Origin of the sequence: Myxococcus xanthus, from assembly GCF_013116825.1 — a bacterium.
GTDB lineage: Bacteria > Myxococcota > Myxococcia > Myxococcales > Myxococcaceae > Myxococcus > Myxococcus xanthus_B.
This window is the reverse complement of record NZ_JABFNS010000108.1, coordinates 14,694-31,546: the sequence shown is the minus strand read 5'-3', so window position 1 is coordinate 31,546 and position 16,853 is coordinate 14,694. Positions and strand designations below refer to the sequence as shown.

6 protein-coding genes are annotated in these 16,853 nt (G+C 72.4%); 4 read left to right on the top strand and 2 right to left on the bottom strand.

What is annotated here, in order from left to right; genetic code table 11:
• Nucleotides 1-37 precede the first annotated feature (37 nt).
• Genes HNV26_RS26845 through HNV26_RS26835 form a run of 3 tightly spaced genes read left to right on the top strand, consistent with a single transcriptional unit; the run spans nt 38 to nt 8,651 of the window.
• On the top strand, nt 38-6,214 hold the full coding sequence (locus HNV26_RS26845) for an SDR family NAD(P)-dependent oxidoreductase (RefSeq protein ID WP_216612741.1): 6,177 nt from the start codon (nt 38-40) through the stop codon (nt 6,212-6,214).
• A 2-nt stretch (nt 6,215-6,216) separates the two neighbouring features.
• Nucleotides 6,217-7,014 carry a hypothetical protein gene (locus tag HNV26_RS26840; RefSeq protein ID WP_171443794.1) on the top strand — a complete coding sequence of 266 codons (798 nt, stop codon included), beginning with the start codon at nt 6,217-6,219 and terminating at the stop codon, nt 7,012-7,014.
• Nucleotides 7,011-8,651 (top strand): FAD-dependent oxidoreductase, encoded by a 1,641-nt coding sequence (locus HNV26_RS26835; RefSeq protein WP_171443793.1) that lies wholly within the window; start codon nt 7,011-7,013, stop codon nt 8,649-8,651. Before HNV26_RS26840 ends, HNV26_RS26835 begins: the two co-directional genes overlap by 4 nt.
• A 22-nt stretch (nt 8,652-8,673) precedes the next feature.
• On the opposite strand, the gene fabD is transcribed toward HNV26_RS26835, so the two are convergent.
• The gene (fabD, locus tag HNV26_RS38640; RefSeq protein ID WP_171443792.1) at nt 8,674-10,980 is read right to left on the bottom strand and encodes an ACP S-malonyltransferase; all 2,307 of its coding nucleotides are present in this window, start codon (nt 10,978-10,980) and stop codon (nt 8,674-8,676) included.
• 155 nt (nt 10,981-11,135) lie between these two features.
• Between fabD and HNV26_RS26825 the strand changes: the two genes are divergently transcribed.
• Entirely contained in the window at nt 11,136-12,353 is a 1,218-nt protein-coding gene (locus HNV26_RS26825; RefSeq protein ID WP_171443791.1) for a cytochrome P450, read from the top strand.
• Nucleotides 12,354-12,368: 15 nt separating this feature from the next.
• Here HNV26_RS26825 and HNV26_RS26820 read toward each other — a convergent pair whose 3' ends face one another.
• Nucleotides 12,369-16,850 (bottom strand): beta-ketoacyl synthase N-terminal-like domain-containing protein, encoded by a 4,482-nt coding sequence (locus HNV26_RS26820; RefSeq protein WP_216612740.1) that lies wholly within the window; start codon nt 16,848-16,850, stop codon nt 12,369-12,371.
• Nucleotides 16,851-16,853 lie beyond the last annotated feature (3 nt).

Sequence of the window (16,853 nt, the reverse complement as noted above, 5' to 3'; positions counted from 1 at the left end):
GAGCAAGGCCGAGCCCCCCGTCCCCACGGCCCACACGATGCGCCAGCGGCTGTTGGTGGTCCCCAAGGCCGAGCGCAAGGCGTTGCTCGTGCAGTTGCTCGGCGAGGCGGTGACGCGCGTGCTCGCCTATCCCCCGTCCACCCGGCTCTCTCCGGAGCAGGGCTTCTTCGACCTGGGCATGGAGTCCATCCAGGCGATGCAGTTGGTGGAGCACCTGGAGGGCGCGCTCGGCCTCGACCTGTATCCAACGCTGGCCTTCGACCACTCCACGCTCCACGCGCTGGCCGACTTCCTCCTGGAGCGGCTCCCCGCTGAAGTCGAGGCTCCTCCGGCCCCGCGCCAGGCAGTGCCGGGTGAGGTCGTCCTCGCACGGCAACACTGGGCCGACGCGCCCATCACCGCGCCGCCGTCGCTCCAGTTGGAGGCCGTGCTGCTGCTGGGTGGAGAGGCGGCCCACGCCGGGGCATTCACCACGTGGCTCCGCGTCCAGGGACTGACGGCCCCCGTCATTCACGCGCGGCAGGGCGCGGCCTTCATCGACGACGCCGAGGCGCCAGTGTTGGACGTGTCGGACGCGCAGCAGGTCCAGCACCTCCTTGGCGCCCTGGCCCGCCGGAACATCCACCCCAGCCACGTCTTCCACCTGACCTCGCTCGACGCGCAGGTGCAGGACGCGGAGGACCCGTTGAGTGGCTTCTCGCGGCTGCTGGGACTCGCACAGGGCCTGCTCGCGCACCGCGCCGATGGAGCCGTCCGGCTGGTCCACGTCCATGCCACGCGCGACGGCGCGCTGGCGCCCTCCCAGGCCGCCCTCGCCGGCTTCGCACGCGCCCTGGGCCTGGAGACGCCGCGGCTGTCGCTGCGCGTCCTCGCATTGCCTCCGGAGCACCTGGCTCCCGCGGACATCGCGCGGCTGGCCATGGACAACAGCGCCATGGACGACGTCGAGGTCCGCTACGTGGCGGGCCGCCGGCAGGCGCGCGGGCTGGTCGCGCTCACCACGGGCGCGAACCGGGCCTCGACGCTGAGGCAAGGAGGGGCCTACCTCATCACGGGGGGCGCGGGTGGCCTGGGGCTGCTCCTCGCGGAGCACCTGGTGCGCACGCACCGGGCCCGGGTGGCGCTCGCCGGCCGGAGCGAGCTGGATGAGGCGCGGCAGCGGCGGCTGGAGGCGCTCCGCGCGGCGGGCGCGCACGTGGTGTACCTGCGCGGCGACGTCGCCGACCGGCCGTCCGCCACGCGGTTGGTCCAGGAGGCACAGACGGCGCTCGGCGCGCTCCACGGCATCATCCACGCGGCGGGAGCCACCCGGGACGCGCTGATCCCCGCGAAGTCGAGGGAGCAGTCGAACGCGGTGGTGGGCCCCAAGGTGTTGGGTGCCCTCCACCTCGACGAGGCCAGCAAGCACCTCGCCTTGGACTTCATGGCCTTCTTCTCCTCGACGGCGGCCATCACGGGCAACGTGGGGCAGAGCGACTACGCCTTCGCCAACGCGTTCCTGGATGCCTTCGCCATCGAGCGCGAAGCGCGCCGCGCGAGGGGGGAGCGGCACGGCCGCACCGTGTCGTTCAACTGGCCGCTGTGGGCCGACGGTGGCATGCGCGTGGACGCCCAGACGCTGCGCTTCATGGAGCGGCGCGGCGGCCTGACACCCCTGCCGTCCGCGCTCGGGTGGGAGGTCTTCGAGCAGGGGCTGGCCCAGGACGGCGCGCAGTGCGTCGTCTTCCACGGCGCGCGGGACGTCATCGTCCAGCGCTTCGGTGTCGCGGCCGAGCCCCCACCTGAACCGCCGCCGCCCGCGCCGGCCCCCGGCCCATCGCGCGCGCTGGCGCCGCCGCCCGCCTCCACCGCTCACCTGGACGCGCGCGAGCCCATCGCCATCATCGGCATGGCCTGCCGCTTCCCTGGGGGATGTGACAGCCCCGAGGCGCTGTGGCGATTCCTGCTCGAAGGCGGTGACGCCATCGTCGACGTGCCCCCGGAGCGCTGGGACGCAGACACCTACTTCGACGCGAACCCCGACGCGGAAGGCGGCTGCTATGTACGCCAGGCCGGCTTCCTGCGTGAGTCGCCCGCCCTCTTCGACGCGCGCCTGTTCGGCATCTCTCCGCGAGAGGCCGCCGACATGGACCCGCAGCAGCGCCTGCTGCTGGAGGTGTCCTGGGAGGCGCTGGAGCGCGCCGGGCTCGCGCCCGATGGCCTGACTGGGCGCCCCGTGGGGGTCTTCGTCGGCATGGGCACCGCGGAGTACGGACTGCTGCTGCGCGACGCACACCAATTCGGCGCGTACACGGCCACCGGCATGGCGACCAACATCGCCTCGGGCCGCATCGCGCACCGCCTGGGCCTGCAGGGCCCCGCCCTCACCGTGGACACCGCCTGCTCCTCGTCGCTCATGGCCGTCCACCTCGCGTGCGACAGCCTGCGCAAGGGGGAGTCGGAGATGGCGCTCGCTGGCGGCGTGAACCTGATGGTGTCGCCGTACCCGTTCGTCTCGCTCTGCCGGCTCGGCGCGCTGGCGCCAGATGGCCGTTGCAAGACGTTCGACGCCGCGGCGAATGGCTACGGCCGGGCGGAGGGCGGCGGCATGGTCGTCCTCAAGCGACTGGCCGACGCGCGCCGGGACGGCGACCCCGTGCTCGCCGTGCTCCTCGGCTCGGCGGCCAACCACGACGGCGCCAGCAGCGGCCTGACGGTCCCCAGTGGCTTGGCGCAACAGGTCCTGCTGCGCCAGGCGCTGGCGTCCTCGGGACTCGAGGCCCGGCGCATCTCCTACGTGGAGGCCCATGGCACCGGGACGTCGCTGGGGGACCCCATCGAGATGCAGGCGCTGGGCGCCGTCTATGGCCAGCGGCCCGCGGACGCGGCGCCCTTCACGGTGGGCGCCCTCAAGGCCAACCTCGGGCACCTGGAGGCCGCCGCGGGGATCGCCGGCCTCATCAAGACGGTGCTGTGCCTCCAGCACCAGCGGATTCCGAAGCAGCCCCACCTGCGGCAGCTCAACCCGCTGCTGCGGCTGGAGCGCATGCGCGCCCAACTCCCCTGGGACACGCTGCCGTGGGAGGGCGAGGACCGCGTCGCGGGCGTGAGCGCCTTCGGGTTCTCCGGCACCAACGTCCACGTCATCGTGGGCGAGCCCCCCGAGGTGCCTCGGCCGGCCCCGGCGCCGCGCCGCCCGCTGCACTTCCTGCCCCTGTCCGCCCGAGACGACGCCGCGTTGAGCGCGCTGGCGCGGCGCTGGCAGGCGCACCTGGCCCTGGTGCCGGAGACAGAGTTGGCCGCGGCGTGCGCGGCGGCCGTCACCGCTCGCAGCCACCTGGAGCACCGCGCGGCGATTGTCGCCGCGGACGGCGCGGCGCTCGGGACTGCACTCCAGGCGCTCGCCGAAGGCCGCGCGGCCCCGGGACTGACCAGGGCGGTGGCCGAGCCAGGCACCGCGCCGCGCCTGACGGTCGCCCTGCCCCAGGGAGGCGACATGGCCTCCCTCGTGGCCGAACTGTCTTCGCGCGAGCCCCGCTTCGCCGAGGCCTATGACGCCGCCGGCGCAACGGCCCTCACGCTGCTGGGCGGCGATGCCCGCGCGCTGGCGACGAAGGAGCTCACCGCCTTCCGGGCCCGGTTCGCCCTGCTCCAGTTGCTGGACCACTGGGGCTACCATCCCGACGCGCTGATGGCGGACGGCGCGAGCCGCTATGTCGCGGCCTGCGCGGCGGGCGTGATGACGCTGCGGGACGCGCTGCGCTGCCTGCTGCGCGACCTGAACCTGCACCCGTCCTTCACCCTGGCCGCGGAGCATCTGTCCGAGCCACGCCTCAGGCTGGTGGACATCCGCGAGCCCCTCGGCGCAGCGGCGGCGACGCATCCCAGCACCTGGAGCGCGCCCCCGGCCGCGGCGGGGAACTGGCTGGCCGGATGCGCGAGCCTCGACGCCCCGGAGCGCCGCATCATCGTGTCCCTGGGAGACACGGGGCAGCCGTGGCTCGACGCAGCGTCGGCGACAGCCCCCTGGCAAGCGCTGCTGGACTGCGTGGCGCACCTGTACACGCGAGGGCTCGCGCCAGGGCGCCGCGCCTTCACCGAGGCGATGCCCCGCCCCGAGCGCATACCGCCCACCTATCCCTTCCAGCGAAAGGCCTACTGGCTGCGCGACACGTCCCGGCCCGGGACCGAGGCGCCGCCGGTGCGGGACGCGCTCGACGGGCTGCCCGCGCGGTCGGACTCGGCCGGACGCGTGCTCACCTACCACCTCAGCCACGCGCGCCTGCCCGAGCTGGCAGACAATCACGGCGTCGCCCACGTGGGCTACCTCCAGGAGCTGCTGACGCGTGCCGTGCGCCGGCACCTGGGCGTGCCCGCCTTCGCCCTGCGGGACGTCCGCTTTCTGGCGGCGCTTCACGTCGGAGCCACCGAGACGCGCGAGCTGAGGCTCACCACGGAGCCGCTGGAGCAAGGCCGCACCCGGCTGTTGCTCCAGGGCCGCGCGACCCCACGGTCCGAGTGGAGCATCCACGTCCAGGCGGAGATGGAACCCGCAGAGGTGACGCGACGCGCGCCCGCGCCGCTGCCGGACCTGGAGGGCGCCACGCAATGGGACGGCGCCACCTTCTACCGGAGGCTCGCCGAGCTGTCCTTCAAGCTGGGCGACAGCGTGAAGTGGGTGGACGAAGTGAGGTTCCGGGAGGGAGAGGCCCTGGCCCGCTTCCGGCCCCACGCGGGCGCCGACGTACCTGCCCCGGGGCTGGGCTTCCATCCAGGAATCCTCGATGCCTGCGCCCAGCTCTGCGCGGTGGCCGGCGCCGCATACCTCGAAGCGCGCATGCGCTTCATGGTGGTGGGCTGGGAGTCCATCCAACTGCATCAGACGCCCACCGACGACGCGCTGTGGTGCCACATCACCTTCCCGGCCCCCCCGGACGCGGGCGGACGCCTCACCGGCCACTTCCGTCTGCTGGACGGCGCGGGCGCACTGGTGGCCGAGGCGAGAGGGCACCGGCTCCAACTGCTGAGCGCCTCACGCGTGGAGGCCCTGGAGCAGGCGCTCCACGAGACACCGGCCGTCGCGCCGGCCCCGGGCGCGGTCAGAGGCGCCGTGCTGTCCGGGCTCGACGCGGAGGCTCGACGCGCCACCGTGACGCACTTCCTGACCGAGCGGGCCGCGAGCCATCTCGACATGGACCCGGCGGCCGTTCCACCAGCCCTGCCCCTGCGGGAGCTGGGACTGGACTCCATCACCGGGTTGTCCCTGCGGAGGGACATCGAGGAGCGGTTCTCGCTGCGCGTGCCGGCGGAGGTCATGCTGGAGGGCCCGAGCATCGAAGACCTGGGCGCGGCCCTCTTGACGCAGCTCGCGTCCGCCACCGCCCCGGCCCCGCGCCCCGCCACGTCGCCGTGGTTCGCCCACGAGGCGCGCCGACCCCGGCCCACGCTGCGCCTGTTCTGCTTCCCCTACGGCGGCGGAGGGGCGTCGCTCTACCGGGACTGGGCGCGGCTGCCCGAGCACATCGAGGTCTGGCCCCTCCAACTGCCGGGCCGGGAGACGCGCATCCACGAGCCGCCCATCTCCGAGCTCGAGGCGCTGCTGCCCCAGCTCGTGGACGCGCTGCGCCCCCACCTGGATGTGCCCTTCGCCTTCTACGGACACAGCCTGGGCGGGCTGCTGGCCTACCTGGTCGCGAGCCGGCTGCGCGCGTTGGGATTGCCTCAGCCCCGCCACCTCATCGTGGGAGGCGCGAGCGCGCCGCGCCACGCCCCGGGGCCGTTCCTGGAAGACCTGCAGCGGCGCTTCCGTGCCGTGGGCTACGAGGGAATCCCGCGCTACGACGCGGGCGCGCCGCTGACGCCGCTGCTCGACATCGCCCTGCGGACCCCGGAGGGCCAGTCCCTCCAGGGGGCGGACGCGGACTTCGCGCGGGCGCTGCTGCCCATGCTGCTCGCGGACCTCAAGCTGATGGAGGGCTACCGCCACCAGCCCGAGCCACCGTTCGCGTTCCCCATCACCGTGATGCACGGCGACTCCGATGACCGGGTGACCGCGGCCTCTGCGCGCGACTGGCGGCTGCTCACCCAGGGTGACTTCGCGTGGCTGACGACCCCTGGGGACCACTTCTTCCTTCGCGCTGGCCAGGCCCAGGACTGGCTCCTGGCGCGGCTGGCCGCCGCCTTCCCGCCACCGGACGCCGCTGAAGCGCCTCTCCCCGCAGCACTCGGACAATGACCATGCAACGAGCCCACCTCTTCGAGTTCAACGACCTGCCGTGGCTGCCCGCGCCGATCCGGAAGACCATCCGGGAGTTCCTGCACCACATGTCCGTGAAGCTGCGGATGTATGACGCCGCGTTCGACCTGCTCGCCGAGCTGCTGCGCCAGAGGGGCCTCACCTCCATCCAGGCGCTGTGCGCGGGAGATGGCGGGTTGATGGTCGCGCTGTCCCGGCACCTGGCGAGGGAGGACGTCCGCATCCAGCTGTCGGACAAGTACCCCGCCCTGGAGCTGTACCAGGAAGCAGCGCGCGCGAGCGGGGGGCGCCTGGGCCACGTCCCCGAGTCCGTGGACGTGCTGGATGTCCCCACGCACATGGCGGGCCTGCGCCTCATCGTCAACGCCGTGCACCACTTCCAGCCTGACCAGGTGCGCGGCATCCTGGCCGACGCGGTGTCCAAGCGGCAGCCCATCGTCTTCATGGAGCCCGTGCAGCGAGAGCCGCTCTCCATCCTGCGCTTCTGCGCGGCGACGCCGCTGCTGTGCGCATGGTTGAGCCTGGGCGGCATCTGGCCGCCGAGCCTCCGCCGCACCCTCCTGGGCGCAGTGGTGCCCGTGGGCGCGTTCTGCTTCTTCGTCGACGGCGTCGTGTCTCACCTGCGGGCGTACCACCTCGACGAGTGGCGGGCCCTCATCGAGCAGGTCGACGGCCACGACGGCTACGACTGGGACCTGCGCCAGGTGCCCAGCTTCATGGGAACCCGCATCTCCTTCCTCGCCGGGCTGCCCCGCCCCCGCCTCCAGGAGGGAGCATGAAGACGTCCTCGACCGACGTGTTGATTGTCGGCGCGGGCCCGGTGGGCCTGAGCCTCGCGCTGGCGCTCGCGCAGCAGTCCATCCAGGTGCGCATCATCGACAAGCAGCCCTCGTTCTCCGGCGAGTCGAAGGCCGTCACCCTCCAGCCGCGGACCCTGGAGCTGTTCCAGATGCTCGGCGTCGTGGAGCCCATCCTCGCGGCCGGCGTGCGCAACCCCGTCATGAACATGTACGCGGGCACGCGGCGAGCCACCGTGCTCCGCTACGACCGGCTCGCCACCGAGTTCCCCTTCTACCTGCACCTGCACCAGGGGCAGACGGAGCGGGAGTTGGTGCGGGCGCTCGGCGACCGGGGCATCCAGGTGGAGCGCGCGACGGCGCTGGAACGACTCCGCCAGGACGCCGAGGGCGTGACGGCCCACCTGCGCCGCGCCGACGGCGGGGACGAGACGGTGACAGTCCCCTTCCTGGTGGGCTGCGACGGCGGCCACAGCCAGGTCCGCGGCGAGCTGGGCCTGTCCTTCACCGGCGCGCGCTACGACGACAACTGGATCATGACCGACGTGCGCATCCCCGACATGTCGCTGTCGCGCGATGAGCGCCACGGCTTCATCCTGGACCGGTTCCCGTTCGTCGTCCTGAACCTGGGCAACGACTACTACCGCCTCATCTCCGCGCGGCCGCCGGACTCGCCGCTCAAGGGCCAGCAGCCCACCCTGGAGGAGTTCCGCGCCATCATGACGCCCCTGGGGCTGGGGCACTGGACGCTGGAAGCGCCGCTGTGGCTGGTGCAGTACCAGCCGAGCCAGCGGCTCGTCTCCGACTACCGGGTGGGCCGCGTCCTCGTGGCGGGAGACGCCGCCCACGTGAACACCCCCATCGCCGCGCAGGGCCTCAACACCGGCGTCCTGGACGCCGTCAACCTCGCGTGGAAGCTGGCGCTCGCCGTGCGCGGCAAGGCGCGCGAGGCGCTGCTGGACAGCTACCACGCGGAGCGCCACCCGGCCGCCGTGTCCATGTTCGCGGAGAACGACCGGCTCACCCAGCTCGTCTTCGGCGCCAACCCCCTCCTGCGCTATCTGGCGCGCAAGCAACTGCGGCTGCTGAACCTGCCCGCGCTGAACCTGAAGAACGTGCTGGGCACTTCGCAGCTCGGCGTGCACTACCGGCGCAGCCCGGCCATCCAGACGGCGCTGGACCCGCGGGGCACCCGGGCCGCCCGGGCCGCGTTCCAGGCCGGCCGCGCCGAGCCCGGTGACCGCGTGCCCCACTTCTTCCTGCACGGCGAGCGCCCCACCGCCATCTACGCGGTGCTCCGGCCGGACCGGCACACGCTGCTGGTGCTGAGCGGACCGCGCCCGGACACGGACCGGCTGCGCGCCCTGGCGAGCCACGTCTGGGAGCGGCACGGCGAGCAGGTCCACGTCCACTTCGTCCTCGCGGGCCAGCGCCCCGCGGGGTTCGACGGCGCGGACCTGGGCAAGGCGTGGGTGGACCCCCAGCACCACGCCCACCAGGCGCTCGGCGCCCGACAGGCCGGCGCCGTCCTCATCCGCCCCGATGCGCATGTCGCGGCGCGCATCCCCCTGGCCGCGCCAGAGGGCCTCGACGCCTACTTCGCGGCCCTCCTGCGCTAAAGACGCCGCGCGGGGACGCCTCTCAGGTCCCCGCGCGGAACACCTGGAACCGCCGCTCCAACCACTCCGCCGTCGCCTCCATCAGCTTCACGGCCATTTCATCCACGTGGCGGTTGCGCCACGAGACCAGGGGTGTTCCCTGTACCCACTGATTGAAGGAGCCCAGGGCGGGGCCGCAGTGAATCTGGTAATCCGTGCGCTGCTCCGGGCTGCCGCGCAGCGCCAGCCGGGAGGTGTGGACGAAGTACCAGCGGAACACCAGGGCCATCTTCTGCCGGGGGTTCCGCTCGGCGCGCTCCACCACGCCGGGGTCGACACGCAGGTAGTGCGCGCGCGTCTCCTCCCAGACCTGCTCGAAGGTGCGGCGGAAGTACTTCGTCTCGAGTTGGGCCCGGGTCTCCGCGTCCAGCGCGTCCAGCGAAGGGAGCTGCTGGTAGAGCGCGTACAGGCGGTTGGCGCGGGCGGGGAAGAACAGGCCCTTGCGCACCACCTGCACCCGGGCGCCCAGCTCGAACATGTCTCCCGCGGGCGCGCACGTCACGTCCTGGACGTCCAGCGTCTCCAGCAAGTCCTTCACCGGCTCGCTCGTGTCGGCCTCCACCGAGCACTGATTGATGGAGCCCGTCACGATGAAGTCAGCGCCCATCACGAAGGCCGCCGCGGCCGCCTGGGGGGTGCCGATGCCACCCGCGGCGCCCACGCGGATGCGCGTAGCGTAGCCGTGCTCCGCCATCATCCGCTCCCGCAGCGCGCCCATGGCCGGCAGCAGGGCGCTGGCGACGCCCTGGTCGGTGTGCCCGCCGGAGTCGGACTCCACGCAGATGTCCTCCGCCATGGGCACCTCGCGCGCCAGCCCGGCCTCCGTCCCGGTGATGCGGCCAGCGCGCACCAACCCCTCCAGGATGTCGGGCGGCGGCGGACTCATGAAGGCACGGGCCACCTCGGGACGGGAGAGCTTCGCGATGACGCGGTGGGGCGCCTCCACCCGGCCGTCCTCACGGCGGCGCAGCCCGGTGACGCGGAAGCGCACCAGGGCCGGGGTCAGCCGGACGAAGGCCGAGGCCTCGACGTTGCGCACGCCGCGGCGCAGGAAGAGGTCCACCAGTTGCTCCTCGCGCTCGGGGCGGTCGAGGCTGTGCAGCAGGTTCATTCCGTAGGCCTCGCCCGGGCGCAGCGCGGCCTGGATGGCCTGGAGCTCCTCGTCGACGCGCGCGAGCGGAACGCCGCCCGTACCGAAGAAGCCCAGCATGCCCGCGCGCGCCATCCGCACCACCAGCGCGCGCGAGGAGATGCCCTTGTACATGGACCCCGCCACGTAGGCGTACCGGACGCCGTAGGTGTCCCGGAACGCGCGGCTGCCCAACGCCTGCGCGCGCACCTCGGACGGCGCGGAGACGGGCGCCACGGCGGCCGGGGACGGCGGCGCCACGCGCGCCTCGGCCGGGGGCGGCGGCTCCTCGCGCGAGGAGGGCGGCGGGACTTCGGCGGGCCGCGGGGGCGTCTGACGGATGCGGCGAAGCAGCCCCGTGAGCACCTGGCCATGCCCCACCTCGACGAACGTCTGCTCCCCCTGTTCGAGCAGGTACCCCACGCTCTGCGTCCACCGCACCGGCGAGTCGATCTGCCGGGCGAGCAGCTCCCGAAGCCGGGCCTCGTCGTACGGGCGGGCCTCGACGTTGGAGATGACGGGGAAGCGCAGCGGCGCGAAGGAGAACTCACGCAGGAAGGACGCGAAGGACTCGCGCGCCGGCCGCATGTAGCGCGAATGGAACGCGGCGCTCACCTTCAGCGGCACGACGTTGGCGCCCGCGGCCCGGAGCTCCGGCGCCACGCGCTCCAGCTCCTCCTGCGGCCCCGACAGCACCTGCTGAATTGGCGTGTTGTCGTTGGCCAGGTCCAGGCCCTCCGCCCCCACGCGCGCCAGGATCTCCGTGATGCGCCCGGTGGACAGCCCCACCACCGCGGCCATGCCGCCGCCGCGCGCCTGCCCCATCAGCTCACCGCGCCTGCGCACCAGCAGCAGGCCCGTCCTGAAGTCGAACGCGCCCGCGGCGAACAGCGCGTTGTACTCCCCCAGGCTGTGCCCCAACGCGAAGTCAGGATCGCGCCCATGCCGCTCACGTTGCTCCAACCACGCCAGCGCGCTCACCACGAACAACGCGGGCTGGGTGTACTGCGTCTGCCCAAGCCGCTCGTCCTGATACACATCCGCCAGCCGGTACCCCAGCACCTCGTCCGCCTGGGCCAGCATGCGCGGGTGGCGCGCCAGCAACTCGCTGCCCATTCCACGCGTCTGGGAGCCCTGTCCAGGGAACATATATGTCGTCACTTGGCTTCACCCAACCCTGTCTCGCATCAGGAGGTCCGGCCTTGCGCCTGATTTAAAACATCACTACCACGACCGCGCCGTTTCATGAAACATATCAACAAACACATCCACGGCCTCACCCACCCACCCGCCTCCGCGCGGCGAGATAGACAGCCATGAGCCAAACACAGAAGCTGCACGCCAACATCCTGTCGCCTGAGTTCCACATCAACCCCTACCCCATCTACAAGCAGTTGCGGGAGCAGGAGCCCGTGTACTGGAGCGAGGAGACCCGCCACTGGCTGCTCACCCGCTACGAGGACGTGCAGACCGCCCTGCGCGACGCGTCCCGCTTCTCCAGCCAGAGCAGCGAGACGTTCGTGGTGCGCGACGACTTCATGCAGCACCTGCGCCCCATCATCACCCACTTCTCCATGTGGGCCGTGATGAAGGACAACCCGGAGCACAAGCGGCTGCGTGGCCTCATCAACCAGGCGTTCCGCCCCGAGAACGTCAAGGACATCCACGCCCGCGCCCGGCAGACCGCGGACTGGCTGATTGACCAGGTCTATGACAAGGGGGAGATGGACTTCGTCAATGACTACGCATACGCGCTGCCCGCCCTCCTCTTCGCCGTGGAGATCCTGGGCATGGAGCGCAGCGACCTGCCCACGTTCAAGAAGTGGAGCGTGGACCTCGCCCACGCCACGGGCCGCATCGACAACCTCGAAATCATGCTCAAGGGGCAGGAGGCGCTCCTGGCGATGACGGACTACCTCACCCGCGCCATCAACGACCGCATCGAGCGCCCGCGCGAGGACTTCATCTCCTACCTGGTCAAGGCCTGGCGCGAGGAGAACAAGCTCACGCTGGAGGAGGTGGTGGCGCAGATGGTGCTGCTGCTGGCGGGCGGCCACACGACCACCCAGAACGTCATCAGCACCGGCCTGCTGGCGGTGTTCAAGCACCCCACGGAGTGGGAGCGCCTGCGGACCAACCCGCAGATCAACCGCGCCGCGGCGGAGGAGCTGTACCGGTTCACCTCCCCCGCGCAGGCGCCCACGCGCATCGCCGCGTCGGACTTCGAGTTCGGCGGCAAGCAGATCAAGAAGGGCCAGGGCGTCATGCCCATGGTGGCCGCGGCCAACCGGGACCCGGCCATGTTCGACCGGCCCGACGAGCTGGACCTCACCCGGGAGAAGAACCCGCACCTGGGGTTCGGCACGGGCATCCACGTCTGCCCGGGGGCCTTCCTCGCCCGCGCCGAAATCCCCGTCGCGTTCGAGACGCTCTTCCGCCGGATTCCCAACGTCCGGCCGAAGAGCGCCGCTGAGGACTGGAACATGAACCTCAGCTTCCGCGGCCTGTCCACGTTCCCCATCTGCTGGGACTGAGGCGTCCCGCCGGCGTCAGCCCGTCGCGCTCAGCTCCAGCGCGACGAGCTGACGGCGGCGCGGGGGAGCCGGAGGAGCGGCGGGCGGCGCGCCCCGCTCGCTCCGGGCCGGAGCCTCCAGCCAGTAGCGCTGGCGCGAGAAGACGACGGGGGGCAACGGCGCGCGCAGGGGCCGTGCCCCCTCGGGCGCCTCCCGAACCAGCACGTGCGCGTTGGTTCCCCCGAAGCCGAACGCGCTGATTCCCGCGCGGCGCACGCCCTCCAGCGGTGTCCATTCCCGGAGCGAGGTGTTGGGGAAGAGCGGTGAGGACTCGAAGCTGAAGCGTGGGTTGGGCGCCGTGCAATGCAGCGTGGGCGGCAGCTCCCGGTGCATCAACGACAGCACCACCTTGATGAAGCCCGCGACGCCCGCCGCGCTCAGCAGGTGCCCGAAGTTGCTCTTGACGCTGCCCACGGCGCAGGTGCCCGGCCGCCCGCCCCCGGGGGCCAGCACCTCGGTGAGCGCCTTGAGCTCGATGGGATCCCCCAGCCGGGTGCCCGTGCCGTGCGCCTCCACGTAGCTGATGGTGCTCGGCTCGACGCCGCCCCGGCGCAGGGCCTCCTCGATGACCGCCCGCTGGCCCAAGGGGTTGGGCGTGGTGATGCCCATGGTGTGGCCATCGTTGTTGACCGCGGTCGCGTCGATGACGCCCAGGACGCGATCTCCATCCGCCAGTGCCTTGCGCAGGGGCTTGAGCAGGACCACGCCCGCGCCCTCCCCCGGAACGAAGCCGTCCGCGCGCTCGTCGAACGTCTTGCACCGCCCGTCCGGCGACAGCGCCCGGCTCTCGCTCAGCGTCAGGTAGACGGCCTCGTCGAGCAGGATGTCCACCCCGCCGGCCAGCGCCAGCTCCGACTCACCCGAGTAGAGGCTCTGGCAGGCCAGATGGAGGCTGACCAGCGAGGACGAGCACGCGGTGTCCACCACCATCCCCGGCCCCTTCAAGTCGAGGAAGTGCGACACGTGCGCCGCGATGAAGTTCTGCCCCGACCCGATGACGCCATTGCGGGTCGGCGCGGGCATCCGCGTGGCATACCCGCTCATCCGCGAGCCCACGAACACCCCGACCTTGCGCCCCGCCACCTCCGCCCGGGCATACCCGGCGTGCTGGAGGCACTGCACGCTGACCTCCAGAAACTGCCGCATCAGCGGGTCCACACACGGCGCGTCCGCACGGGCAATCTGGAAGGTGTCCGGGTCGAAGAGCTCGATGCCTTCGATGAACCCACCCCACTTCCCCACGCTCCGCCCTGGCTGGTGCTTGCTGGAATAGAAGTCCGACGTCCGCCAGCGTGACGCGGGCACCTCCCGGATGTGGTCCAGTCCCTCCCGCAGCGTTCGCCAGTACGCCTCCAGGTCGGGGGAGCCCGGGAAGTGGCACGCCATGCCAATCACCGCGATGGGCTCCACCGCGCCCACGGGCCTCGCCGGGCCTTCGGCGACAGGGGTGTTCTCGGCCTGGGCCGCCAACGAGAGGGCGGCGAGCCGGGGGCCCTTCGCGGCGGGGCGTCGCGGCTCCGGGGCGGCCGTCACACCGCCAGACAGCGAGCCTCCATCCGGCGCGCGCGCCACCTGCGCGACTCGCGGCGCCACGCGAGCCGGCTCGGGCGCTGCCGGCGCGCCACACACCGCCCGGAGCGCGTCGGGATAGGTCTCCACCAGCCGCTCCGCCAGCACCTGGACCGACCGGTATTGGAGCGGCAGGGCGGGGTCGATCTGCCGCCCCAGCCACCCCTCCAGCTTCGTCATCACCTCGATGAGGAGGATGGAGTCGAGCCCCAGGGACTCGAAGTCCGCATCCGCCGCGACCTGCGCCTCGGACAGGCTCAAGGTCCGCGCGAGCGTCTGACGCAGCCACCGCTGGACCTCGGCGAGCAGCACCTCGGCCGGCCGCGGAGAAGGCGGCGACTCGACGGCCGCGACCATGGCGGGCGGCGACGCCTGGAGCGGCACGGGCGCCACCTGCTGGGGCACGGGCGCCGTGCGTGGCGCGGGCGGAGGTGCCATCGGCGCGCCATTCGAGACGCGCGTGGGCAAGGCGCGCGCCCGGGGCCGAAGCAATGCATCCAGGGTGAAGAGGGTCGGCTCGACCACGGCCGGCATCACCACCGCACACCGGGAACTCAGCGCCGCGTCAAGCAGGGCGAGCCCCTCCGTGGTGGAGTGCGCGGCCAACCCGAGCGCGCGGTAGGCGGCGCTGCCCACCTCGCCCATCCCCACGCCCTTCCAGTTGGGCCAGATGATGGACTGGTAGGCGCTCCGCCCCTCCGCGCGCCGGTGCTCGGCGAGCATGTTCATGAACGCGTTCGCGGCCGAGTAATCCACGATGCCGGCCGCGAGCGTGGGAGCCACGGAGGAGACGGAGGAGAAGCACACGAAGAAGTCGAGCGCGTCCCCGGCCAGCGCTCGCTCCAGCGCCGTCAGGCCATCCACCTTCGGCTCCACGACCGCGCGAAGCTGGGCCAGGGGCTTGCTGCTGAACGACGGCGGGTCGAAGAAGACGGCCCCCGCGGAGTGGATGCAGCCCCCAATGGGGCCGACGCTCGCCCGGACCTCGCGCAGGAACGCCTCCAGCGACGAGGCCTCCGTCAATTCGCCGCAGTGGACACGGAGCTCGACGCCACGCGCGGCCAGGTCACGCAGCGGCCGGATGCGCTCGCGCAGCGCCGCGTCCGCCGCCGGGTCGGCGAGCAGCGCGTCCCACTGCGCGCGCGGTGGCAGAGGACGCACCCCCATGAGCGCGAGCCGACGGGCCCCACGCGCGACCAGATGCCTCGCGACCTCCAGACCAATGCCGCGCACCCCGCCCGTGATGACATACACCTTGTCCGCGGACACGCGCGGCAGGGGCGCGGGCGTGACGTCCAGCGGGCGCAGGCCGGGCACGAAGCGCTCGCCGTCCCGGATGAGCACCTCTCCCCAAGGCTCATGGAGCGACAGCTCCCACCGCAACACGGACGCCAGCCCCTCCGCGCTCTCGGGGATGCGCTCCAGGTCCACGGTGCGCGCCCGCAGCCCCGCGTACTCGGCGCCGAGCTTGCTCACCAGCGCCGCCATCCACCCGCCGCCCAGGTCCAGCGGTCCGTGCGCCATGAAGGGCCGCAGGCCGCGCGTGAGGTGCAACAACGGAAAGGACTCGCTGCGCCTGCGCTTCAGCAGCGTCTGCAACAGGCCGACGCGGCCGAGCGAATCGAGCCGGGGCGCGCCATCCTCCCCGCGTGAGCGAGGGACGGCGCGCAGGTCCGACAGGTCGATGATGCCGGCCAGCCGCCCCGGTCGCGCGCCGAGCTCCTCCCCCATGCGGACGCCCGCTTCATACCGCTCGAAGTCCATCAGCGCGTTGACGCCTGGACGCCCCAGGCCACAATCCGCGACGAAGAAGGCCTGCGCCGGCCCGAACGCCGCGAGCGCCTCCCGAGCCAGGTCGAGCGTCTCGTCGTTCACCAGCACGACCAGCGTCCCCGAAAGGTCCAGCGGCACATGCTCCGGGTGCGACTCCAGGGCTCGCCATCCGGACTCCAGCAGGACTGCATTCTCGGGAAGCAACGTCACGTCCACCTCGGGCCCGGTGCGTTCAATGGCGTGTGCGTCCCGCACCGGCGCGGTCCGAACGCTGGCGCTGACAGGCGCCCTGACTTCAACTGGCGCCGCCCACGTGGCGGGGGCACCTGGGAGTCCGCCACGCTGGGCAGCGCCACTGCCGCGGATGACCGCGACAATGCGGTCTCCGTCAGTCAACGCGCGCGCCAGCGGCTTGAGGACCACCACGCCAACGTCCTCGGAGGGAACGAGCCCATCCGCCGTCTTCGAGAACGGCCGGCTCCGGCCTCCCGGCGACGACATCCCCGCCTGGGCGGTCAGGTCATGAGTGATTGGGGAGGGCATTGCGAAGACGCCTCCCGCCAGCGCCCACTCCAGCTCACCCGCCCACAGCCGTCGGCAGGCCAGATGGATGGCGACCCGCGAGGACGCACAGGCCGCGTCCACCACGAGGCTCGCACCCTGGATGCCGGGCATGCGCGACACCCGCGCCAGCAGCAGCGACGCCGCCGTGTCCAGTGGAAGGTCGGCGCGCGCGGTGTCCTCGCGAGGTGGAAGCCCGGCGCCGTCGTCCGATGGGCGCAGGCTCATGAACACGCCCACCCGGGCCCCCACCTGTGTCCCCGGCGCGTGATTGGCGCCCTCCAGGGCGCGCCAGCAGTGCTCGAGCACCAGACGCTGCTGGGGGTCCACCGCGTCCAACAGCCCCGAGCGAGCCACATGCCCTCCGGGAAGCGGGGCATCCAGCGCGCCACGCGAGGCGGGCACCTCCACCACCGAGTCAACGCCCTGGCCCAGGTTGGCCCAGTACGCCTCCAGGTCCGCGGCGCCCGCGAACCGCCCCGACACCCCCACCACGGCGATGGGCTGCCGCGAAATCATCGCGGTCTCCCCCTCAGTGTTCCGGTCGTCACCCACGTG

Bases quoted from the DNA above. Each gene is read 5' to 3' on its own strand.
- HNV26_RS26845 (WP_216612741.1), top strand. From the start codon at position 38: ATGCGCCAGCGGCTGTTGGTGGTCCCCAAGGCCGAGCGCAAGGCGTTG.
- HNV26_RS26835 (WP_171443793.1), top strand. From the start codon at position 7,011: ATGAAGACGTCCTCGACCGACGTGTTGATTGTCGGCGCGGGCCCGGTG.
- HNV26_RS26840 (WP_171443794.1), top strand. From the start codon at position 6,217: ATGCAACGAGCCCACCTCTTCGAGTTCAACGACCTGCCGTGGCTGCCC.
- HNV26_RS26825 (WP_171443791.1), top strand. From the start codon at position 11,136: ATGAGCCAAACACAGAAGCTGCACGCCAACATCCTGTCGCCTGAGTTC.